The organism is Anaerovorax odorimutans, assembly GCF_024459955.1.
GTDB classification, from domain to species: Bacteria; Bacillota; Clostridia; order Peptostreptococcales; family Anaerovoracaceae; genus Hominibacterium; species Hominibacterium odorimutans_A.
On the sequence record NZ_JANFXK010000013.1, the window covers coordinates 17,235 to 39,003 of the forward strand.

Annotated in this window: 19 protein-coding genes; 3 read left to right on the forward strand and 16 right to left on the reverse strand. The window is 44.7% G+C overall.

The genetic code is table 11. From position 1 onward, the window contains the following. Window positions 1–24 precede the first annotated feature (24 nt). The 7 genes from NE619_RS11810 to hslO all read right to left on the reverse strand — a co-directional run bounded on the left by NE619_RS11810 (window position 25) and on the right by hslO (window position 8,852). The gene (locus NE619_RS11810; protein ID WP_256132628.1) at window positions 25–1,026 is read right to left on the reverse strand and encodes an ABC transporter permease; all 1,002 of its coding nucleotides are present in this window, start codon (window positions 1,024–1,026) and stop codon (window positions 25–27) included. Between the two features lie 2 nt (window positions 1,027–1,028). Then, the gene (locus NE619_RS11815; protein ID WP_256132629.1) at window positions 1,029–2,528 is read right to left on the reverse strand and encodes a sugar ABC transporter ATP-binding protein; all 1,500 of its coding nucleotides are present in this window, start codon (window positions 2,526–2,528) and stop codon (window positions 1,029–1,031) included. Between the two features lie 107 nt (window positions 2,529–2,635). Then, on the reverse strand, window positions 2,636–3,973 hold the full coding sequence (locus NE619_RS11820) for a sugar ABC transporter substrate-binding protein (RefSeq protein ID WP_256132630.1): 1,338 nt from the start codon (window positions 3,971–3,973) through the stop codon (window positions 2,636–2,638). A gap of 238 nt (window positions 3,974–4,211) precedes the next feature. Next, window positions 4,212–5,828, reverse strand: coding sequence for a sigma-54-dependent Fis family transcriptional regulator (locus NE619_RS11825; RefSeq protein ID WP_256132631.1), 1,617 nt, complete (start codon window positions 5,826–5,828; stop codon window positions 4,212–4,214). A gap of 33 nt (window positions 5,829–5,861) precedes the next feature. Then, window positions 5,862–7,379: a DUF1846 domain-containing protein gene (locus tag NE619_RS11830; protein WP_256132632.1), complete on the reverse strand. Its 1,518-nt coding sequence runs from the start codon at window positions 7,377–7,379 to the stop codon at window positions 5,862–5,864. 130 nt (window positions 7,380–7,509) lie between these two features. Further along, window positions 7,510–7,935 (reverse strand): DUF1934 domain-containing protein, encoded by a 426-nt coding sequence (locus NE619_RS11835; RefSeq protein ID WP_256132633.1) that lies wholly within the window; start codon window positions 7,933–7,935, stop codon window positions 7,510–7,512. Continuing rightward, window positions 7,935–8,852, reverse strand: coding sequence for an Hsp33 family molecular chaperone HslO (gene hslO, locus NE619_RS11840; protein ID WP_256132634.1), 918 nt, complete (start codon window positions 8,850–8,852; stop codon window positions 7,935–7,937). The genes NE619_RS11835 and hslO overlap by 1 nt, the downstream gene beginning before the upstream one ends. A 167-nt stretch (window positions 8,853–9,019) precedes the next feature. Here hslO and NE619_RS11845 point away from each other — a divergent pair, with 167 nt between their 5' ends. Then, window positions 9,020–10,291: a S1C family serine protease gene (locus tag NE619_RS11845; RefSeq protein WP_256132635.1), complete on the forward strand. Its 1,272-nt coding sequence runs from the start codon at window positions 9,020–9,022 to the stop codon at window positions 10,289–10,291. Window positions 10,292–10,326: 35 nt separating this feature from the next. On the opposite strand, the gene spoIIR is transcribed toward NE619_RS11845, so the two are convergent. Together spoIIR and NE619_RS11855 are read right to left on the reverse strand one after the other, a co-directional pair. Continuing rightward, window positions 10,327–10,920, reverse strand: coding sequence for a stage II sporulation protein R (gene spoIIR / locus NE619_RS11850; RefSeq protein WP_256132636.1), 594 nt, complete (start codon window positions 10,918–10,920; stop codon window positions 10,327–10,329). 64 nt (window positions 10,921–10,984) lie between these two features. Further along, the gene (locus NE619_RS11855) at window positions 10,985–12,979 is read right to left on the reverse strand and encodes a DUF3794 and LysM peptidoglycan-binding domain-containing protein (protein WP_256132637.1); all 1,995 of its coding nucleotides are present in this window, start codon (window positions 12,977–12,979) and stop codon (window positions 10,985–10,987) included. Between the two features lie 159 nt (window positions 12,980–13,138). Between NE619_RS11855 and NE619_RS11860 the strand changes: the two genes are divergently transcribed. Then, a complete protein-coding gene (locus NE619_RS11860) occupies window positions 13,139–13,423 on the forward strand; it encodes a helix-turn-helix transcriptional regulator (RefSeq protein WP_330640732.1) in 285 nt (94 codons plus the stop codon). Then, complete coding sequence (locus NE619_RS11865; protein WP_256132638.1) at window positions 13,410–14,540, forward strand: type II toxin-antitoxin system HipA family toxin; 1,131 nt, start codon at window positions 13,410–13,412, stop codon at window positions 14,538–14,540. Before NE619_RS11860 ends, NE619_RS11865 begins: the two co-directional genes overlap by 14 nt. A 41-nt stretch (window positions 14,541–14,581) precedes the next feature. Here the strand turns inward: NE619_RS11865 and NE619_RS11870 are convergent, their stop codons facing one another. The 7 genes from NE619_RS11870 to mnmE all read right to left on the reverse strand — a co-directional run bounded on the left by NE619_RS11870 (window position 14,582) and on the right by mnmE (window position 21,765). Further along, window positions 14,582–15,091: a SprT-like domain-containing protein gene (locus NE619_RS11870; protein ID WP_256132639.1), complete on the reverse strand. Its 510-nt coding sequence runs from the start codon at window positions 15,089–15,091 to the stop codon at window positions 14,582–14,584. Between the two features lie 26 nt (window positions 15,092–15,117). Continuing rightward, window positions 15,118–16,008 (reverse strand): ParB/RepB/Spo0J family partition protein, encoded by an 891-nt coding sequence (locus NE619_RS11875; RefSeq protein ID WP_256132640.1) that lies wholly within the window; start codon window positions 16,006–16,008, stop codon window positions 15,118–15,120. Then, a complete protein-coding gene (locus NE619_RS11880) occupies window positions 16,008–16,781 on the reverse strand; it encodes a ParA family protein (RefSeq protein ID WP_256132641.1) in 774 nt (257 codons plus the stop codon). The genes NE619_RS11875 and NE619_RS11880 overlap by 1 nt, the downstream gene beginning before the upstream one ends. Before the next feature lie 119 nt (window positions 16,782–16,900). After that, entirely contained in the window at window positions 16,901–17,710 is an 810-nt protein-coding gene (locus NE619_RS11885) for a ParB/RepB/Spo0J family partition protein (RefSeq protein WP_256132642.1), read from the reverse strand. Window positions 17,711–17,799: 89 nt separating this feature from the next. Next, complete coding sequence (gene rsmG, locus NE619_RS11890; protein ID WP_256132643.1) at window positions 17,800–18,510, reverse strand: 16S rRNA (guanine(527)-N(7))-methyltransferase RsmG; 711 nt, start codon at window positions 18,508–18,510, stop codon at window positions 17,800–17,802. After that, window positions 18,507–20,387 (reverse strand): tRNA uridine-5-carboxymethylaminomethyl(34) synthesis enzyme MnmG, encoded by a 1,881-nt coding sequence (mnmG, locus tag NE619_RS11895; protein WP_256132644.1) that lies wholly within the window; start codon window positions 20,385–20,387, stop codon window positions 18,507–18,509. Before mnmG ends, rsmG begins: the two co-directional genes overlap by 4 nt. A 10-nt stretch (window positions 20,388–20,397) precedes the next feature. After that, the gene (gene mnmE, locus NE619_RS11900) at window positions 20,398–21,765 is read right to left on the reverse strand and encodes a tRNA uridine-5-carboxymethylaminomethyl(34) synthesis GTPase MnmE (protein ID WP_256132645.1); all 1,368 of its coding nucleotides are present in this window, start codon (window positions 21,763–21,765) and stop codon (window positions 20,398–20,400) included. Window positions 21,766–21,769 lie beyond the last annotated feature (4 nt).

Genomic DNA, 21,769 nt, shown 5'->3' on the forward strand with positions numbered 1-21,769 from the left:
TTATATTCACCTCTTTTTCTGTCTTTAGTACGCACCCTCTTTATTGGTTATGTACTGTAAAAATACGGCCAGAACAATAATCAGGCCTTTGATGATCTGCTGCGGATAGGCTGCAATACTCAAAAGGGTCATTACGTTTGTGATGAGCCCCAGGACCAGAACGCCGATAATTGTGTTACCGACAGTGCCCTTTCCTCCCATCAGACTCGCGCCTCCGATTACGCAGGCCGCGATCGCGTCCAGTTCCATTCCTGTGGAAACCGCCGGAGAAGCCACTGCCACGCGGGAGGTCAGGATGAAGCCGCCCAGGGAGCAGAGCATCCCACAGATCGCATAGGCAAGGAACTTATACTTGTTTACATTGATGCCTGCCAGTCTGACCGCAGTCTCATTGCTGCCGGAAGCAATGACCAGCCGGCCGAAAACAGTATTGCGCATTACGAACCACATGAGAACGATGACGAGAATAATCAGGACCACCGGCCACGGAAGGCCGATCCCCGGTATTCCCTGGCTGCCGAATTTAACCATCATCTTGGATGTCTCATATTCAGTGGAGAGACGAATCGGCTGTCCATTTGAGGTCATGTAGGCCGCGCCCCTGATAATTGTCATGGTAGCCAGTGTTGCCACAAAAGGCGCCATTTTCAATACCACGACGAAGGCTCCCGACATACAGCCGATGAGAAATCCGATTCCCAGTACGACAAGAAGGATGACGATCATGGATGCGCCGGATACCATCCCCGCGTTTTCTATCATGATGGCCGTTATCATGCCTCCCATAGCGATGACCGAACCGACTGAAAGGTCAATTCCCCCGGTCAGTACCACGAGCAGCATACCCAGCGTGGCCAGTGTCATCGGCACCAGCTGTCTCAGTAAATTAAAAATATTTGTCACTGTAAAAAACGCATCGGAAAGAATCGTAGAAGCGATAATCAGTGCGATCAGTATCAAAACCGCGTTATACTTGAGTAACATATTTTTTATATTAAGCTGTCTGTTGTTTAATCTTTCTTCCATTTTTAAGACACCCCCATTGATAAATTAATCAGAGCTTGCTCTGTCAACTGCTGCTTTTCAACCTCTCCGGCTATCGTCCCGTTCCTCATTACATAGACCCGATCACTCATTCCGATGATCTCAGGCATTTCGGAGGATATCATAATAACCGCGGCCCCTCGCTCGGCCAGCTCATTCATTACTCTGTAAATTTCCACTTTCGCGCCTACATCAACGCCTCTGGTCGGTTCGTCAAAGATGATTACTTTTGAATCGGAGATCATCCATTTCATCAGCGCCACCTTTTGCTGGTTGCCGCCGGAAAGTGAAGATGCTTTGCTTTTGTAGGATCTCGCCTTTATGTTCAGTACGCCGATCATCTCTTCCACCTTTCGATTTTCCTTCGGGTGGTTGAGTATGCCTATGGCAGAAGAAAAATCCTGAAGGGAACTCATGGTTCCGTTTATTTTAATGGGCATATCCAGGAGCAGGCCCTGCTGTTTTCTGTCTTCCGGTACCATTCCAATTCCATTCTTGATTGCCTTTTTCGGCGTATTGATTTTTACGGACTTTCCTTCCAGGCGAATTTCTCCGCCTTCCGGTTTGTCAGCGCCAAATATAACGCGCATGGTTTCCGTGCGTCCGGCACCCACCAAGCCGGCGAATCCGACGACCTCGCCGGCTTTTACATGAAAGGATACGTCCTTTACCATCTTTCCGCTTTTGAGTCCGCTCACTTCCAGTAAAGTATTTTTGATCTCTGCGTGGCGTTCAGGGAACAGCTCCGAAAGATCTCTGCCGATCATCATCGTTACCAGCTGCTTTTCCGTAATATCCTTTACATTAACCGTATCCACGTTTTTTCCGTCCTTCAGGACGGTAATGCGGCTGCATATACGAAAGATTTCCTCCAATCTGTGGGAAATATAGATAACGCAGACCCCGGAATCCCGAAGCTTATAAATAACATCGAATAATTTTTCCACTTCCCGGTTGGTCAGTACAGCCGTCGGCTCATCGAAAACCATTACCTTGGCGTTTCTCGATATCGCCTTGCATATTTCAACGATCTGCTGATAGGCTACGGTCAGGTCGGCAACTCTTTTATTGACGTCGATGTCACCGAATCCCATCTTTTCAAGGACTTCCTTTGCCCTTTGCTTTAATCGTTTTCTGTTAACGAGTCCTTTGCCGTCGCCCAGACTGTCGATAAAAATATTTTCCGCTACGGTCAGGTCTTTTGCCAATGCAAATTCCTGATAGATTACGGAGATTCCCTGGTCTTGTCCCTGCCTGGGATTGGTTATTTCCGCTTCCTGTCCGTCTATGTATATCTTTCCCGTATCTTTCTCATATGCTCCGGCCAGACATTTCATCAGGGTGGATTTCCCCGCCCCGTTCTCACCTATGAGTGCGTGAATTTCACCTGCAAGAGCCTGAAAGCTTACATTATCCAGTGCGGCTACACCGCCGAAGGCTTTGCTGATTCCATCCATTCTTATCATTTCTCTTTGGTTGCTCATTCTGCTCTCCTCTTTCCTATAGCAAAGTTCGACATACAGGCCCGGGAGCAGAAACCCTCCCGGGCCTGTGGACAGCTATATTTCTTTTGCAAAGGTCCATAGAGCGGTTACTTTGAAGGAACCCAGTCTTCATAATAGGACCCGTCTTCAATCGCCTTGATGACCTCAGGAACGGTGAGAACTTCCAGCGGTGCTGTTTTATGGTACAGGTTTTCTTTGTCATCATCCCAATAGGTATCCATTGTATCCCTGTTAATGTTGAAGGCTTTGAAAGCGGTCAGCATCGGCAGGTTGTTGGCGTCCCACTTATTACTTCCGTCAGCCAGCGCTTTTATAAAGTTGATGGTTTCCATTGCGAAGGCCTGCCCGTTATGGGGACCGTCACACAGGAGCGTTCCATCCTTAACCTTTTCCAATTCAGTTTTCATTCCATTACCCGGGCAGGCTACGAGGACTTTATCCGTCAGCCCGTAATTTTTAAGCGCCTGTGCGGCACCGAGCCCCTGGAAGTCATTTTCTCCTATAAAGAGGTTGAGTTTATCCTGATTGGCGGCAATGATCGGTTCGGCCACGTCGATGCCTCCTTCAAAGGTCCAGTTTCCTTCACCGGAGCCCAGACAAGTCATATTCCATTTTTCTGAGTCAAAGGTACCTTTCTTTCTCAGGTCATTGAACAGATTGGTGGCATCCAGAGTCGCCTGTTCCATGGTGTAATCGACGCCCCTCTGCTGCGCGCGTTCATAGATCATACCGCTCAGCATACCGTTGACACGTGTTTCCGCAGTGGAGTTGCCCATAACGCCCAGAACAATTCCCATATTGATCGGTTCATCCTCTTTAAACTGACTTGCCGTGTACTTGCCCGCGGAATAACCTACGGAAAAGATGTTGGCGTTGATCGTTGTAACTACAGGAGCTCCAAAGATTTCAGATCCAAAACCGATACAAGGAATCCCTGCTTTCACGGCACGCTCAATATCGGCGGCAATGCCGGTTACGTCAACCGGATCGATTACGATAACGTCAACACCGCGTGAAATGTAGGAGTCGATATGCGCGCTTTGTTTGGAAAGCTCAAAGTCCGCCACATCGAAATAGAGGGTGTATCCGTATTTCTTTGCCCATTTCTCAGCGGAATCTTTTACAGAAACAAACCATGGGTCTCCCTGTGTCTGTTCCGTCCATCCAATCACCACATGGTTGGGATCTTTCGGTTTGAAGGGTAGAGCTTTATCAATATCTGTTCTGTCTTCCAGGGATGTCGGATCTAGAAAACCGGAAAGACAGGTGTCAGGAAGCATGGAATATAACTCCGTCTTCGCTTCTTCCGCGCTGAGATCTTTTTCGGAGCTGCCGTCTTTGCTCCCTCCGCATCCGGCAAGGCATGTGATAACCATTCCTATCGCCATTAGAATTGCCAGGATTTTTTTGTTTTTCTTTACCATTTTTATTTCTCCTTTCATCGTCTGTTGATTCCCGCTTCCCCTTACTGTCAGTTTGTATCGTATAAGACCGCAAAATATATGCCAAAATATTCTGAATAATTTCGGGTAATAAAAAGAAAGCTTGCAGTTACAAGCTTTCTTAGCAGTTATTATTTTATTTACTGGCAGCGAATTGTGTTTGCAGCCACCTTCTGAAAAACAAGACTGTACGAAAATCGAACATTTTGTCGAAATTCGATCACTTCTTCAAATACTCGGATAGCTCCGTGTTGTTTTTCAATTTCTGATACAGCGTACTCCTGGCAATGCCTAAGGCTTTTGCCGCAGCGCTGAGATTTCCGCCGGCCTTTTCAATTTCGTTTTTAATGATCTCTATTTCGGCTTCTTTCAGGCGGGTATTTTTCAGGCGAGTGTTTCTGGTTTTATTCACCATACGGTCGGGAAGCATAGAGGTGTTGATTTCTTCCCCTTCCTTTGACATGGCAATGACGCCTTCCAGTATGTTTTTAAGTTCTCTTACATTGCCTTTCCAATCGTAGTTTTCCAGCATGTCGTAAAAACTTTTGGGAACAATCAGTTTGCTGAGGCCCATGTTTTTCTTCAGCTGCTCAATATAGTAGTCAGCCAGCAGACGAATGTCTCCGTTTCGCTTTCTAAGCGGGGGGATTTTCAGGGTAATGGTATTAATGCGGTAATAAAGGTCTTCACGGAATCTTCCCTGCTCTGCTTCCAGGTAAAGATCGCTTTTGCTGGCGGAAATGATGCGAATGTCGATGGGAATCTCTTTGTTGGAACCCACCCTTGTCACTTTGAAGGTGGAAAGGACCCGCAGCAATTTTATCTGAACATCGAGAGGCATACTCTCCACTTCGTCTAAAAAGAGCGTGCCTCCGGAAGCCGCCTCCAGCTTGCCCGGACGCCCTCCCCGGCTGGCGCCGGTAAAAGAGCCTTCTTCATATCCGAAAAGCTCGCTTTCAATCAGTTCTCTGGGAATGGCTCCGCAGTTAATCCCGATAAAAGGCCCGCTTTTTCGCAGACTTTCATTATGGATGGACTGGGCCAGAACTTCCTTACCGGTTCCGCTCTCACCCCAAAGAAGAATCGGCGCGTCGATTTTCGCCACCTGCTTGGCGATTTCCGTCATCTCCTTCATTTCCTTGCATTCGCCGATCAGGTTATCAAAGGTATATTCTGTGGCGGACGGCCCTTTCTTTGTATTCCGGCTCCTTAGCTCAGCCTCTATGGCATCGACTATGGAAATAACGATACCCAGGGTGTGCTCCTGGTAGTCTTCTTTTCTTCCGGTCAGGGAAATGGCCCCTATGATCTCTCCGTTGGCGCCGTGGATGGGTGCTCCTGAACAGGTGTATTTTTTATGAACCAGATTGTAATGCTCTTCACCCCAAAAAACCATCGGCTTTTTCTCCTGCAGGCAGGTCCCGATGGCATTGGTTCCTACGTACCTTTCATTTCGGCTGGCTCCCACCACCAGGGAAGGATCGTATTCATACTGGCTCAGCAGATCTTTATCGCTGATGATGTCCAGCAGATAGCCGCGGCTATCACTGATAAAAATATAATAGCCGGTGGGTTTTATGACATCATAAATCTTGTTCAGATGTTTTCTCGCGGTCTCGATCAATACTGCGTTTTCCTGAACAAGCTTTTTTCTCTCTTTCTCATCCAGTTTTTTTACTTTCACAGGTGAGTTGTACTCAATATTGAACTTCCTTGATCTCACCCATGAATCGTAGATTTCAGGGCGGATAAACGAATAATCGTATGGTTCATTGCGAACAAAATGCTGAAAAGCCTCAATCAGCTTTTTTTCATATTCTTCGTTGAAGATGACCACGAATTCACCGCCTTTCTCGATTTAACACGTTCTCTAACTAAAATACAAGTTATTAGTAATATACTCCGGATCACAGGTTACGTCAATTCCCAGCGCTTTAACCGTCTGCTCGTCCCGCTCACTGAGAATGGCCGTACAGTGGGCCTGGCAGCCGCGCAGAGAAGGCAGTTTGCTGAGGGCTACTTCCGCCGACGGGTTGGTGGCCGCGGAAATAGTCAGGGCGCTCAATATCTCTTCGCAGTGGAGACTTGTTTTTTCATGAAGAAGAATATCGGTCTTCATATCCTGAATCCCTTTCAGCACATTGGGAGAAATGAGGTGAATCTCATCTGCCATGCCGCATAAAAGCTTAATGGCATTGAGAACCGCGGCGGCGGCGGCTACCATTCTGCGGGAGCTTCGCCCTGTGACAATCGTACCGTCCGGAAGTTCCAGGGACATGACAACGACGTTCTCGTAACGCGCGTTGCAGTTACGCTTGTACTCTGCGTACTCCCTGGCCGGCTTGACAACCTTTCTGTCCTCCACTTTCAGATCCAGCTCGTCCATCAGGAGCTTGGATCTTTCCAATGCTCCGTCATCGATCTTTCCTTTTTTATAATCACACAGAGCCGTCAGATATCTTCTTATAATTTCCTGACAAGCGGCCTCCTTGACGGCTTCATCGTCAATGATGCTGAAGCCGGCCCGGTTGACGCCCATGTCGGTGGGGCTCTTGTATTCGGATTCTTCCCCGGTTATCTTCTCGATGATCCTCTTTACAACCGGAAAAACTTCCAGATCCCGATTATAGTTTACCGCCATTTCTCCGTAAGCTTCCAGGTGGAAGGAGTCGATCATGTTGACATCCTTCAGGTCCGCCGTTGCCGCTTCGTAGGCGATATTTACCGGGTGCTTGAGAGGGATGCTCCAAATGGGGAAAGTCTCGAATTTCGCATAACGGACTTTTGTTCCTCTCTTATAATCATGGTAAAGCTGGGACAGGCAAGTGGCCAGCTTTCCGCTGCCGCCGCCCGGCCCTGTGACAACTACCAGAGGCTTGCTTACTTCTATGTAAGGGTTCGCACCGTATCCTTCATCGCTTACAATGGTCTCCACATCCGTCGGATACCCTTTGGTGAATCTGTGTTTGTACGTTTTAATGCCCCGACGGTCTAATTTGTTGAGAAACATATCGACTGCGGGGGCATCGTCTTCATAGCGGGTAACAACTACACTGTTGATGGCAAGATCGTATTTCCGAAACATATCGATCAATCTGAGAACTTCCAGGTCGTAGGTGATTCCAAAATCAGCCCTCGTCTTGCTGGTGGTAATATCTCCTGAGTAGATACAGATAATGATTTCTGCCTGATCCTTCATCTTCTGCAATAATTTTATTTTGGCATTTTCGTCAAATCCGGGGAGCACCCGCATGGCGTGTTTATCATGCACCAGTTTTCCGCCGAATTCCAGATAAAGCCTTTCACTGTCGCCTTCATTAATACGTTTCAGAATATACTTGGATTGTTCTTCAATATACTTTTCTGCGTCAAATCCTATCTTTGTCATCAAGTTCCTCTCCTTTACAGAAAAATAACCGCGCTGACTACGCTGGTCACTACCATTGCTGCTATAATGGCAATGGCTATTATACGAATCGTCTTTTGTTTCATCATAACTCCAAAACCCTCCTCTTATTTTACATAAGCTCTATGTTCAATTTATTTCTGCCTTCTACCAGCCCTTTCAAGCTGATATGGTAATCAATGTCAAGGCTTCCCTTTCCTTCTGCGGTCACGCTGTTTTCCACATGGTTTGTGAGGACTTCCATCTCAATGGCGCCGAAAGGCGTATCGTAATAGCCAGTGTAGCGTTTTCCTTTTTCGAATTCGATCTCCGTATCCAAACCAACGTTTTCCCCTACCCGCTTCATCTTTATAGTACCGTTTTTTAATTTCAAACGGGTTCTGCATCCGGGCATGCCGGATATCTCGCTTTCATCGTAGATCAGATAAAGGGCGTCCCCTCTCTGGTACAGCTTTCCTTCTGTTATGAATTCCAGCTGATCTTCTTCCAGGTCGGCCGTTACCTGTGTGCCGATGATTTTCATCATAATATTTTTCATTATGAAATTCCCTCCAATATTGCTTCCAGTTCTTTCTTGTTAAAATGATATTTCTTCAGGCAAAACTGGCACTGCAGCTCTGCCTGACCGTCTTCTTCTATGATCTCTTTCAGGTCTTTTTTTCCAATGGACATAAGCGCTCTTTCCAAACGCTGATGGCTGCAGTCACAGGACCAGTTCACTTCTCTATCGTCCAGCCTCTGTACCTGATATTCCGGCGGCATATCTTTGAATACCCTCTCCAGAAGGGCCTGCACCATTCCGCCCTCGCTTTTTCCCGCGGAGCTTTCCCTGACTTCATCGATCATCGTTGTCAGGGGAGGCAGACTGCCGATCATGGCTTCCAAAGCCTCCACTGCGCCTTCCTCTGCCTGTGGGAGCATCTGTATAATCATGCCTCCGGCAGCTCCCACATGATAGTCTCTCTCTATTTTTACGCCCAGGGCAACGGAAGTATTCTGCTGCTCGGAAATAAAAAAGTAAGCTGTCAGATCTTCAGCGATTTCTCCGCTCACCAGCGCAATGGTTCCCATATATGGCTCTTTCAGCCCCAGATCCTTGATTACGGTCAGATCGCCCAGACCTAAGGAACCGCCGACATCCAGCTTGCCTTCCTTTGTCAGGGGCAGGTCTACGTCCGGATTGGCGATATACCCCTTTACGTTGCCGCATCCGTCGGCCGTTGCCAGAATCTGCTTTGCCGGCCCCTCTCCTTTGAACTGGACCGTAAGCTTGTCCTGCGGATTTTTCAGCATGATGCCCATAAGACCCGCGGCTGTGAGAACTCTTCCCAGGCCGGCTGTCGCCAGCGGCGTGGTCATGTGTATATTGCGCGCCTCCTCGACCATATCCGTAGTGATCGTCAGATATACCCGGTAAGATCCGCTTTTATCAATTGCTATAATTGCTTTGCTCATATTCCTTATACCTCTTTTTTTATCTTTTCCTTTCAATTCTAACATAGTTGTAAGAAATTATTAATAACTTTATTTTAGATTTACACGGTTTCGACACAAAAAAATCATAAATGCCGTGTATATTAATCTCAACAAAAGGACAAAACGAATAAAGGGAGGAAAGATCTATGGATAACTTTGACAACAATGAATATAGATACACCAGCGGGCCGAACCCCGGACAGATGATTCCGACAGAGCCGATTCCTGATCCGGGTCAGCCGGGAAGGGGCCAAAGAAAAGCGAAAAAGAAGAAAAAAAGCAAACCGGTTCAGCTGACCAGGACCAGTTTGGCGGCGATCATCATGGTATGCGTTCTGCTCTCCAGCGCCTTTGGTTTTGGGGGAGCGATGCTGGCAGGCGGCACGGGCGTCTCTTCACCGTATTCGGCCGGCAAGGACAATACCACCAATGCCAAAACCACCGGCTTTAATCTGGAGGATGCCACCGGCAGCTCCATGACTGTTCAGGAAATTACGGCTAAAGCGCAGGATTCCGTGGTGGAGATCAAGACAGAGTCCGTTCAGGCGGATGCCTGGATGCAGCAGGCCGTAATAGAAGGTGCGGGAAGCGGTGTCATCATTAAGAGCAACGGCTATATTGTGACCAATAATCATGTAATTGAAGGTGCCGGTAAAATAACAGTAACTACCAGTGACAAGAAAGAATATGAAGCAAAGCTGGTAGGTACTGATGCAGATACAGATGTAGCGGTCCTGAAAATCAATGCAAAAAATCTGACTGCTGTTACTATGGGAAACAGCGAACAGTTGAATGTCGGAGACCTGGCTGTTGCCATCGGTAATCCTCTCGGTGAGCTGGGAGGAACGGTAACCGCCGGCATCATCAGCGCATTGGACCGCTCCATCAGCATTGATGGAAAGACCATGACACTCTTACAGACAGATTCGTCGATTAACCCCGGAAATTCAGGCGGCGGCCTGTTCAATCAATACGGACAGCTGATCGGCGTAGTGGTAGCTAAATCCTCCGGCTCCGATGTGGAGGGACTGGGGTTTGCCATTCCGGTTAATCGGGTCGCGGAGGTTGCCGACCAGTTGATGAAAGGCGGATATGTAAAAGGAAAACCTTCAACCGGGATGTCTTATGTTGATATGTCCGGGCAGCAGCAAGGCGGCAACAGCTTCTTCGGAGGCGGACAGCAGCAATCGGTGGGAGGCGTCTATATACAGGAAGTAACCGGCAGCAATGCTAAGAAAGCGGGATTTAAGTCCGGAGATCTGGTTTACTCGGTAGACGGTAAAGAAATCGACAACATTGATACACTTTCGTCGATCATCACATCCCACAAGGTTGGAGATAAGGTAACCTACATTGTTCTCCGAGACGGCCAATCAAAAGAAATAAAACTTACCTTAGAAGAGAAAACTTCCTCTTAATAAGTAATAATAAGATATGCGAAAAGACCGATATTCTAAATGATATCGGTCTTTTCGTTTTCTTTATTATTTAAGATTTCCATCAGCTTGGATTTTATTTGTATCTGCTGATCTTTGCTGTACCCCAGATCGTCCATGGCGTCTTCGTCTTCTTCGATGAGGCACAGCGGCGGAAAGAGAACGCACCACCAGTTTTGCCCTTTTCCGTCTCCCAGGGTAAGGTTCAGAGCCTCATAATTTCCTGCGGGAAAGTACATATCTCCGTAGGTCTTGGCCGGAATCCATCTTACTCCCAGGTCCGCCTGGGCTCCGTATTCTTTTCCATTTTCCTCAATAACCTTTGCAGCGACCTTTTCCATATCCCCCAGATGCTCCTCCAAATAGCTGCGGGACTCGTCGATATTCTGACTCTTTTCCAGGCTTCCCACTTCCTTAATAATCTGATCCCTTACTTTTAATTTCAGGTTCTGATCTTCCGCGCTGTCGCTGTTGGCAATGACGTGCAGCCGGATAATGCCGCTATATTGATTGGCCGGTTCATCCTCGTATGTATAAAAAAGGATAAAACCCATTACTATGACCAAAATCAGACTAAGAATACATTTTTCTTTTAAATCCGTGTTTTTCATAAAAATATCCTCCTTGTAGTTTCATTCTTCACCAAGGAGGACTTTTTTATACATTCACACTTTTTTATTTTACAATCAGCAGGCGCGTACCTTCCGACAAATTAGGCGATTCGTTCAATTCATTGATGCTTTTTATCGTTTCTATGCTGGTTTTATATTTTTTTGCGATTTTCCAGAGGCTGTCGTCTTTTCTGGTTATGTAAAGCACCATGGAAGAAGGTCTCTTGCTTTGATCGTTTTCAATAAAACAAGGATTTTTAATCAGTTTTAGAGAAGTTTCTTTTATGACGGCTGTTTCAATCTGCAGGCTTGCGTTTACTTCCGCCTGCTTGCCATTGATCTTATCGGACCAGAGATCCTTGATTCCAATCTGGCATTCCGTTTTCATTCCTTCCTTTGCCGCAGGTATATCCATCGCACCTCTGAAAGGAATATCCTGTCTGACTGCAAAAGGATGCTTTTCCGGGTCCTCCGGAATACATAGAATCGTTCCTTCCAGGATACCTTCTACCGTTGCTCTCCCCTGCTCCGCCCTTGCGTTTTGTTCTTTGATACGGCCGTTGATATAAAGGATTTTTCCGACAGGTCCGTTCTTTTCCGGTATGTCAAAGATTTCTCTTGCTGATACTTCTGTAGTGCTGGTTCCCAGAATTGCTTCAATATTTTTTTCCGTATAATCATACGTCGTATCCTTTGTGCTGTGGTACAGGTCGGAAACAACTTCCTTCTCAAGATTCTGATATACTTCAACCGAGGTGTTTACGGTTCCCTTGAGAATAAAGCCGTCTTCCTCTTCTTCATTAATTTCTACGTCCAGATCTTTATCGCTGAAGGAAACCTTGCTCATAGCCAGATTATCCTCTTTATTCATAAGAATAAATTGTGTAAAGTCTGCCTTTCCCTGGAAGAATGCGGGTCTTTGGATGGTTTCTCCATCCTTTTCTTCTTCTCCCATATAGAGAACATTTACTCTTACCGCTGCGTTGATAACCATTTTTTCAGAAGTCGTCTGTTTATGATTTTCTACCACGTTGATATCTGTTTTCAGAATTTTGATTGGTTTTGGATTTCCTTCCTTAATTTTCAGGTCTTCCGAGAGTTCAACCGACTCTTCCTTGCGAAGAGCTATATGGCTCATTTTAATGGTCTCTTTCAGAAGCTCCAGTTTTTCATTGCGAAGACTTTCAAAGAACTGAAGTTCTTTTTCTGCATATTCTTTCATGGAAAGTCCCAGCGTTATCTTGGCGCGGAATTTGCGTTCATTGATTACGGAATAGTCGATTCTTTCGATTGTCGGTTCGATAACCAGGTGGGACAGCGGCGAGGCTGTTACCTGCCAGTCGGTCTTGAACGGAAGTCTGGACTGTATAATGGAGATCGACTCCTCCTCTTTATCCTCCGGCAGATAGATTGTCTGCAGGGTCACTTCTCCCGTAACCTTAATGCTGTCGCCATCCCCCTGACCTACCTGTATTTCTTTACTGGAAAGAAAGGCTTTTCCATCCATAGAAAGAATGGATATCAGGTCCGGCTTTATGTCGGGAACAAGGATATCTTCTTCTACAAAGATCTTTGTTTCCAGGCATTGTGCGACTGCCGTCAGTTTCAGGTCATTGTAAACAGCCTGCCCTGCGAGCGGCATAATTTTTATTGGTTCTCCTGCCGGAATGGCTGCCGTATCTTTTGCTGTTTTTTCTCCTAAAAATACGGGTTGGATTTCCTCTTGTGCTTCGGGTGGCTGTTCTTCCCCCTCTGCCGCAAGTTCTTCAGACTGCTTCTGTGAAACTTGTTTCGCATCGCGTTCCTGCATTTCTTTCTGTTCTTCTGGTTTCTTATCTTCCGTTAATGTTTCTTCATCCTTTTCCTGCGCCGCAGGAGAATTCTGCGGTGCTTCTGCTGACTGTTCCGGGCTTTCATTTTCTTCCTGGCGGGCAGGCACTAAAAGTCTATCATAAGGAGTTGGATCAAAGCCGTCGTCCACCTGCGCTGTATCCGGATTCTCATCGGCTGCTTTTGCTGGCTGTAATGCAAATTCAGGTATTTTTTCTTCATAGGTCATGGTTGTTCCCCCTCTGTTTTCCTATACATATACTCGCTATATTGTATTCATAGATGGCAGGGTTCATGCTAAATAATTTTAAATTGCCTTAAGTTCTTTTTGGGTTAATATATTCGCTATTTCTTGCTATTTTTTCATAAATAGGATAAAATATTAGCTATGAATATGTTTAATTTAAATCAAAAAACACCCGGCGAGATCGAAATGATTATTGCGGGCCGTATCCGGGAAATCCGCAGGCGCCGGAAAATATCGCAAAAACGGTTGAGTGAAAAATCAGGGGTCAGCCTGGGTTCTCTAAAGCGCTTTGAGCAGCGTGGGGAAATTTCTCTGCGCTCCCTTATCAAGATCGCTATTGCATTGGGCATTGAGGATGAGTTAACCGCCCTGTTTGAGGAAGTTCCTTTTTTGTCAATCGAGGAGATTATAAATGGAAATTATTAAACAGCTGAATGTTTTTTATCATGAAAAAAAGGTCGGTACCCTGGCCGCTTATAAAGACGGATTAGCCGCTTTTGAATATGATCAGCAGTGGATAGCGGAAGGTTTTTCTGTCAGCCCTTTTTCTCTTCCGATTTCATCAAAGGTTTTTGTTCCTAAAATTGATCCTTTTGATGGGCTCTTTGGAGTCTTTGCCGACAGTCTTCCTGATGGCTGGGGCCGATTCTTGCTGGATCGCCTGCTTCTAAAAAATCGCATTGATCCTCATACCATCGGCAAGCTGTATCGCCTTTCTATTGTGGGAAGTTCCGGTATGGGCGCTCTTACTTATGAACCGGCGCGCCATTTTGAAACAGAAAAATCGGACCTGGATCTGGATCAAATTGCGGAAGAATGCGGTAAAATTCTTGAAACTGATTTTTCCGAGGATTTAGATAAGATCTTTTCACTCGGCGGTTCTTCCGGTGGTGCAAGACCCAAAATTCTCACAAGGGTTGATGGGGAAGACTGGATTATTAAGTTTCCGTCATCCCAGGACAGTAAGAAAATAGGCTTGCAGGAATATCATTATTCGCTTTGCGCAAAAGAATGTGGAATTCAGATGGAAGAAACCAAACTATTTCCATCAAAACAATGTGCCGGCTATTTCGGTACAAAGAGGTTTGACAGAAGAAGAGACGAGAATGGGAAAATAGAGCGTATCCATATGCTTTCTGTCAGTGGTATTTTAGAAACTTCCCATCGCGTTCCCAATCTGGACTACACAACGCTTATGAAACTGACGCTGGAAATAACCAAAGACTTTTTGGAGGTAGAAAAATTGTACCGGCTGATGTGTTTCAATGTCTTTGCCCATAACCAAGACGATCATTCCAAAAATTTTTCATATTTATATGAGGAGCAGGAAAATTGCTGGGTTTTGTCTCCTGCATATGATCTGACTTACAGCTATTCTCTGGGCGGAGAGCATGCTACAACTGTTTTTGGAAATGGCAAAGACCCGGGAATAAACGATCTTCTTGAAGTTGCCGCAGAGATTGGAATGAATCGTAAACATGCGAAAATCCTTGCTGAAGAAATTCGGGATTGTGTACAAAGCAGGCTGGAGGATTATTTGTAAGAACATATAGAAAAGCAGAACGTCTTTTCAGCGTTCTGCTTTTATTCTGCCTTATAGGCTTTCAGCCTGCCTCCGCAGCTGCAGCGGTAGTCGCTGGTATTGGTAATCAGTCGGGATTTTTTCTGCCTGTAGATCTTTTTGCCGCACCGTTGGCATACAACCATGTATCGAATGGTCTTCTTTTTATCCGGAGCCTTCAGGCCCAAAGCTTCATAAGTGGTAACCGTTTTAATATCGTACCCGTAATTGCGATTCATCATATCCGCATAAAATTTCCAACGGTCTCCATGATTATAACATCCGCAGCAGGTATGGAGCAGCTCATGGGCAAGAATGCTCTTTACTGTCATTCTATCTGTTCCCAAAAGGGATTCACATACTTCGATTTTATAGCACTCTTTACCGGCTTCCCTTTTACAGGCGGCAAATCTGCTCTTTGCTCTTCTGTTAATATATATCTGAGGATCAATTTTACCGCTTATGGGAATTTTAAGAGCTTTACATTCTGCCATAACCTCTTCCATACAGGCTTCTAATTCTGTTCTATTCATCTGTGTTTCACGTGAAACCTTTTTCTCTATCCCAGTGTTTTCAGCAGTTCAATCAATCGTTCCAGTTCTTCTCTGCTGTAATACTCAATTTCAATTTTACCTTTTCTACCCGATTGATTAAGGGTTACCTTTGTTCCTATAATATGTTTCAGATCCTCTTCCACTCTTTTGACGTCGGCGCTTTTCGCTGCCTTTTTTCTGGGATTTCTCTTTTTCGGGGAATGCTCTTCCTTTATAAGCTTTTCAATTTCCCTGACGGACAATTCTCCTTTTATCGTAAACTCAGCGAGTTCTATCTGCTTTTCTTTATCCGCAATTCCTGCTATGGCGCGGGCATGCCCGGTTGTAAGCTTTCCTTCTGAGACAAAGTTCCTGACTTCTTCCGGAAGTTTTAAGAGACGGAGCGAGTTTGTTATGTAAGGTCTGCTCTTTCCCACACTCTTTGAAACTTCCTCCTGTGTCATACCGAAATTTCCGATCATCTGGTTGAGTCCTTCAGCCTCCTCTATAGGGTTGAGGTCCTCACGCTGCATATTCTCAATAATCGCAACCAGCATATTCTGCTCATCCGTCAGTTCTTTAATAATGCAGGGAATTTCCTTAAGGCCGGCTTTTCTGCAGGCTCTCCAGCGTCTTTCTCCGGCAACGATTTCGTATCCCTTTTCCGCTTTTCTCAGAATTACCGGCTGAATCAGTCCATGTTCTCTGATGGAACTTGCCAGCTCCTGCAATTTTTCTTCATCAAATACCTTTCGGGGCTGATTTTCATTTGGTTTAATATCGTTAATATTAATAAAATCAATTCCCCTGGCCTGGATTTCTTCTTTCTTTTCAGCGGAAATTTCTTTTGTATCAATTTCCGAGCTGCTGAAAAGAGCGTCCAGACCCCTCCCAAGACCTCTGTTTTTTGCTGCCATTACTGTTCGTCCTCCAGATTTAAGAATTCATCAGCAAATTCCTGATACGCCTGTGCTCCTGCGGATTTCGGATCATACTGCATGATCGGCATTCCGTAGCTGGGTGCTTCGGCAAGTCTTACATTCCTTGGAATTACAGTGGTATAGACTTTTTCTTTAAAATATTTTTTAACCTCTTCCACAACCTGTACGGAAAGATTGGTTCTCCCGTCAAACATGCTGAGAATGACGCCCTGTATTTCCAGGTCAGGATTCATATTTTTCTTTACAATCTCAATGGTGCTCATCAGCTGGCTCACGCCTTCCAAGGCATAGAATTCACATTGAATTGGAATCAGCACAGAGTCTACTGCAGTCAGAGAGTTGATTGTCAAAAGACCCAAGGATGGAGGGCAGTCTATAAAAATATAGTCATAATCCGGTTTAATCTGGTCTAAAGCGTATTTCAGCCTTTTTTCTCTCCCCTGCAGATGTATCAGCTCAACCTCGGCGCCGGCCAACTGCACACTAGCCGGAATAATATCAAGATTCTGGACTTCAGTTTCCACGATAGCTGTCTTTGGATCTATATTATCTTCTACTAAAATTTCATAAGAAGTATTGCCTAATTCTTTTTTTGATAAACCGATTCCGCTGGTTGTGTTTCCCTGCGGATCGATATCAAGAATCAATACTTTTTTCCCCTTTAAAGCCAGACAAGCTGCCAGGTTGATATTCGTTGTCGTCTTACCTACCCCGCCCTTCTGGTTAAATATTGCAATTGCCTTTCCCAAAATAGTTCCTCCTTATTAAATTACAAGCAATTTTTCATATGATTCGATTATATACCATCGGGCTTTTTTTTACTATACTTTTTGCATAAAAAAAGGAATGTTTCACGTGAAACATTCCTTTATTGGTTAACTGCCTGTTTCTGTTTTGGAGTGTTTTTTGGTATGGTGATTTTTACTTCATAATACTCGCCTTTATCTTCCTGTGTGTACTTGGCCCCCTGTTCTACCTGAAAGATTTCATTAAAGGTTTTCCTTATTGTATTGAGGTACAGCTTATAACTTATGTACCTTATTTTATTTTGCTTCCGTTTTTCCTCCTGCTGTTTTTCCAGAACGTCTTCAATTAATTTTTCGCTCTGCCTTACATTCAGTCCATGGGATACAATGCGGTCTATCACCATTCTTCTTGTTTCGTCATCCGGTATCTTCAGCAGCGCCCGGGCATGACGTTCCGTCAGACGATTGGTAACAAGCTCTCTCTGAATATCCTCCGGAAGGCTGAGAAGCCTGATTTTATTTGAAATAGTTGACTGCTTTTTTCCGACTCTTTCGGCCAGCTCTCCCTGAGTAAGTTCAAATTCTTCCATAAGGCGGCTGTACGCCTGAGCCTCTTCCATGTAGCCCAGATTTTCTCTCTGTACATTTTCCACCAGGGCTATGATAGCGGCATCTTTATCATCCGCTTCACGAATGATGGCCGGTATTTTTGTAAGTCCTGCCATTGTGGCGGCTCTTAATCTTCTTTCTCCTGCTATGACTATGTATGAACCGTTATTATATCTTTTCAAAATAATCGGCTGTATGACGCCGTATTCTTTGATGGAATCTCTCAACTCAAGAAGCTCTTCCTCGCCAAAGATTTTTCTTGGCTGTTCCGGATTTGTAAAGATCATATCAATAGGAACTTCTGTCACTTTCTTGATTAACATTTCTGTCTCCCTCCTTGTCCTGAATTCATCTTATCAGGAGACTTGTCCCGGGAAAAGGGTTTTTTTTCAACAAAAAAACCCCTTATTTTCTATTTTAGGGGTTCTTTCGATGGAGTTCCCGCTTTTCTCGGATATTTCGAAGGGGTATCTCCCGTTTTTTCTATAAAGATAATCTTGTGTTCCAATTCAAAATTGGTCAATTGCGCCCGTTCTTCTCTGCGGATTTTTCCACCCAGGATGCGCAGAGCCTTCTCCGCATCTTTCAGTTCCTGCTCCGTATCCGGTCCTTTATAGGCCATGAACCATCCTCCTTTTTTAATAAAGGGCAGACAGTATTCGGATAATGTGGCCATATTGGCTACGGCTCTGGATACACACAGATCATATTTCTGTCTGTGCTTTTTATTTCGAGCCAGCTCTTCTGCCCTCCCATGTATGGGCCTCACGTTGAGGATTCCGATTTCCTGACAGAGTTCTTCTATAATCTTAATCCTTTTATTCAGGGAATCAATCAGAATAAAGTCCTTATCAGGAGCGGCCAGAGCCAGGGGAATTCCCGGAAATCCACCTCCGGTTCCTACATCTACAATTCTTTCCGCCTCTTGAAATTCTCTGTAAGGGACTGAAAGCAGCGAATCGATATAATGCTTTGTAATAAATTGCTCCGGATCTGTGATGGTGGTCAAATTCACCATTTCATTCCATTTCAATATGCCCTTCATATAATTCTCGTATTTCATTAAAACAGAAGTGTCATATTTTATATTCAATTCATCAAAAGCTTTTTCCAATTGTTTCATGATTTTTTCCTTCTCATTTTTTCCAGATGAATAAGCAGCACATTAATATCCGCAGGAGATACCCCTGATATTCTCGAGGCCTGCCCCAGCGATATCGGCTTAAACTGATTCAGCTTCTGGCGCGCTTCGATCCGAAGGCCGTCAACTTTATCATAGTCAAAAGAACTATCCAGTTTTTTATCCTCTAATTTTTTAAATCTCTTTATCTGCTGCTCTTGTTTTGATATATAGCCTTCATACTTAATCTGAACTTCCAGCTGAGCTCTGGCATGATCAGAAAGCTCAGGCCTTGAATCGTCTATTTTTTTAAGGGATTCATAAGTAACCTGAGGACGTTTCATCAGCTCCATCAAAGAAATTTTATTTTTAACCGGGGTGCTCCCCAATTCTTCCAATAAGGGATTGATTTCTTCAGGGGAAACCATTTTCTTTGTCAAACGATCTTTCTCTAATTCAACAATTTTCTTTTTTTGTAAAAATCTTTCATATCTTGATTTAGAAGCCAATCCAAGGCCATAGGAGCGCTCTGTCAAGCGCAGGTCTGCGTTGTCTTGCCTGAGAACCAGCCTATATTCCGCTCTGCTGGTCATAATTCTGTAAGGCTCATTAGTACCTTTTGTCACCAGATCGTCGATTAGAACGCCAATATAAGCCTCGCTTCTGTCGAGAATAAACGGATTTTTTTTGTCAATTTTTAACACTGCGTTAATTCCGGCCATCAAACCCTGTGCCGCCGCTTCTTCGTATCCGGAGCTGCCATTAAACTGTCCGGCGCAAAATAAATTTTCTATACTTCTATTTTCTAAATTTAATTTTAAATCTAACGGATCAATACAATCATATTCTATAGCATAAGCCGGCCTTACAATTTTAAGGTTTTCAAGACCTGGTATTGTTTTATAGAATTGTTCTTGAACATCTTCAGGGAGACTTGACGACATTCCCTGTATATACATTTCGTCTGTAGTAAGCCCTTCCGGCTCAATGAAAAGCTGATGTCTTTTCTTATCGGCAAACCGGTTTACCTTATCTTCAATGGACGGACAGTATCTTGGCCCTACCCCTTCGATCTGTCCGCCGAACAAAGCGGAGCGATGAAAGTTCTTTCGGATTACCGTATGGGTTTCTTCATTGGTATAAGTCAGCCAACAGGAAATCTGATTTTTTTTCAGATCATCGTTTAAAAAGGAGAAGGGAACGATTTTCTCATCTCCCGGCTGCTCTGTCATTTTCGTGTAATCCAGGCTTTTTCCCAGGGCTCTGGCCGGAGTTCCCGTTTTAAATCTTCTCATGGGAAGTCCGTATTTTCTCAGATTGTCGCCCAGCTCCACGGATGGGGCAAGCCCATTGGGACCGCTGTCAAACACGCTTTCTCCAATAAAGATCTTCCCTTTCAGAAATGTTCCTGTTGCCAGTATCACAGCTTTGGAACGATATACGGAATTGGTTTTCAGCACAACGCCGCAGGCCTTTCCATCCTCAATGATCAGATCCACTACCTCTCCCTGTTTTAAATCAAGGTTTTCCTGTTCTTCCAGGGTCTTTTTCATTTCCTCATGATAGCGGTTTTTATCGGCCTGGGCCCGCAGCGAATGAACTGCCGGCCCCTTTGCCGTATTGAGCATTTTGCTCTGTATAAACGTTTTATCAATATTAATGCCCATTTCACCGCCAAGGGCATCGATCTCACGAACCAAATGGCCCTTTCCGGTTCCTCCAATAGAAGGATTGCAGGCCATCATAGCTACCGCTTCCAAATTGATTGAAAGAATCAATGTCTTTTTTCCCATGCGCGCGCTGGCCAGGGCTGCCTCACATCCTGCGTGGCCTGCTCCCACAACGATCACATCATATTCTCCCATTAAAAATCTTGCCATCTTAAATCCTCTATTTTCCTAAACAAAATCTTGAAAAAACTTCATTTATGATATCATCTGAAACCGTTTCTCCTATGATCTCTCCCAAAGATTCATAGGCATTCTTTATATCTATTTCAATAAAATCAAGAGCTTCTCTTCCCAAAGTCATATTCCTGGCGTCTTCAAGTGAGCTTTTGGCTCTTTCCAGCAAATCTTTATGTCTTACATTGGTTACCATCAGGCTTTCATTCTGTTTTACTTTTCCGCCGTAAACCATATCTAAAATGACTTCTTCTATTTCCTCAATCCCTGTCTTTTCCAAAAGAGAGGTTTCTAAAACAGAAGAGTTTGGAAGAAGCTCTTCAATATCTTCCCTCTTCCAGGTTCTCCCCAGATCAATTTTATTAATCAGCACAATCGCTCTGCGACCGCCGATATATTGGATAATTTCCCTGTCTTCATCGGAAATATCCCTGCTGCTGTCCATTACGAAAATAATCAAGTCCGCTTCATTAAAAGATTTTTTGCTCTTTTCTATCCCTATCTTTTCGATTTTGTCTTCCGTCTCCCGGATACCTGCAGTATCTGTCAGCCTGATAGGTATATTTCTTATACTTATAATTTCTTCAATGGTATCTCTCGTTGTACCAGGTATTTCCGTAACGATTGCCCTTGTCTCTCTGAGAAGTTCGTTCATGAGAGATGATTTTCCTACATTGGGTTTTCCGATTATCGCAACCTTAAGTCCTTCCCGAATAATTTTTCCGGTATCTGCTGTAGCCAGCAGTTTTTCAACCATATCGCTTATTTGCGATATTTGAATTTCCAAATCTTCATAAGTGAGTTCTTCTATGTCCTCATCCGGGTAATCAATATTTACAGTCAGGTTTACCAGAAGATCCAAAAGAAGCTGACGGATATTAATTACCTTTTGAGACAGCTGTCCATCCAGTTGTTCCAGCGCCACATCGAAGGTTTTATCCGTCTTGGCCTTAATCATATCTATAACCGCCTCTGCCTGTGACAGATCCAGACGGCCATTCAAAAAAGCTCTCTTTGTGAATTCTCCAGGCTCAGCCAAACGCGCTCCCTTCCGCAGGACCAGCTCCAGAGTTTTTCTGAGAGCAACCATACTTCCATGACAGTTTATCTCAGCGACGTCCTCTCTGGTATAGGTATGAGGAGCTTTCATGAATACGCAGAGCACTTCATCTATTTTCTGTTCCTTTTCCCTGTCTTCTATATACCCGTATGTCATTTTGCGGTTTGAAATACCATCGCCTGCCGGAACGAAAACCTGTTCCAGAATTTCAAAAGTTTTGGGGCCGCTTACCCTGACGATTCCGATGCCGCCTTCTCCATATGCGGTGGCGATCGCAGCAATTGTATCTTCCATCTTT

Coding starts and splice junctions, on each gene's coding strand:
- NE619_RS11810 (WP_256132628.1), bottom strand. CDS start 1,026: ATGGAAGAAAGATTAAACAACAGACAGCTTAATATAAAAAATATGTTA.
- NE619_RS11815 (WP_256132629.1), bottom strand. CDS start 2,528: ATGAGCAACCAAAGAGAAATGATAAGAATGGATGGAATCAGCAAAGCC.
- NE619_RS11820 (WP_256132630.1), bottom strand. CDS start 3,973: ATGGTAAAGAAAAACAAAAAAATCCTGGCAATTCTAATGGCGATAGGA.
- NE619_RS11830 (WP_256132632.1), bottom strand. CDS start 7,379: ATGACAAAGATAGGATTTGACGCAGAAAAGTATATTGAAGAACAATCC.
- NE619_RS11835 (WP_256132633.1), bottom strand. CDS start 7,935: ATGAAAAATATTATGATGAAAATCATCGGCACACAGGTAACGGCCGAC.
- hslO (WP_256132634.1), bottom strand. CDS start 8,852: ATGAGCAAAGCAATTATAGCAATTGATAAAAGCGGATCTTACCGGGTA.
- NE619_RS11845 (WP_256132635.1), top strand. CDS start 9,020: ATGGATAACTTTGACAACAATGAATATAGATACACCAGCGGGCCGAAC.
- spoIIR (WP_256132636.1), bottom strand. CDS start 10,920: ATGAAAAACACGGATTTAAAAGAAAAATGTATTCTTAGTCTGATTTTG.
- NE619_RS11855 (WP_256132637.1), bottom strand. CDS start 12,979: ATGACCTATGAAGAAAAAATACCTGAATTTGCATTACAGCCAGCAAAA.
- NE619_RS11860 (WP_330640732.1), top strand. CDS start 13,139: ATGAATATGTTTAATTTAAATCAAAAAACACCCGGCGAGATCGAAATG.
- NE619_RS11865 (WP_256132638.1), top strand. CDS start 13,410: ATGGAAATTATTAAACAGCTGAATGTTTTTTATCATGAAAAAAAGGTC.
- NE619_RS11870 (WP_256132639.1), bottom strand. CDS start 15,091: ATGAATAGAACAGAATTAGAAGCCTGTATGGAAGAGGTTATGGCAGAA.
- NE619_RS11875 (WP_256132640.1), bottom strand. CDS start 16,008: ATGGCAGCAAAAAACAGAGGTCTTGGGAGGGGTCTGGACGCTCTTTTC.
- NE619_RS11885 (WP_256132642.1), bottom strand. CDS start 17,710: ATGTTAATCAAGAAAGTGACAGAAGTTCCTATTGATATGATCTTTACA.
- rsmG (WP_256132643.1), bottom strand. CDS start 18,510: ATGAAACAATTGGAAAAAGCTTTTGATGAATTGAATATAAAATATGAC.
- mnmG (WP_256132644.1), bottom strand. CDS start 20,387: ATGGCAAGATTTTTAATGGGAGAATATGATGTGATCGTTGTGGGAGCA.
- mnmE (WP_256132645.1), bottom strand. CDS start 21,765: ATGGAAGATACAATTGCTGCGATCGCCACCGCATATGGAGAAGGCGGC.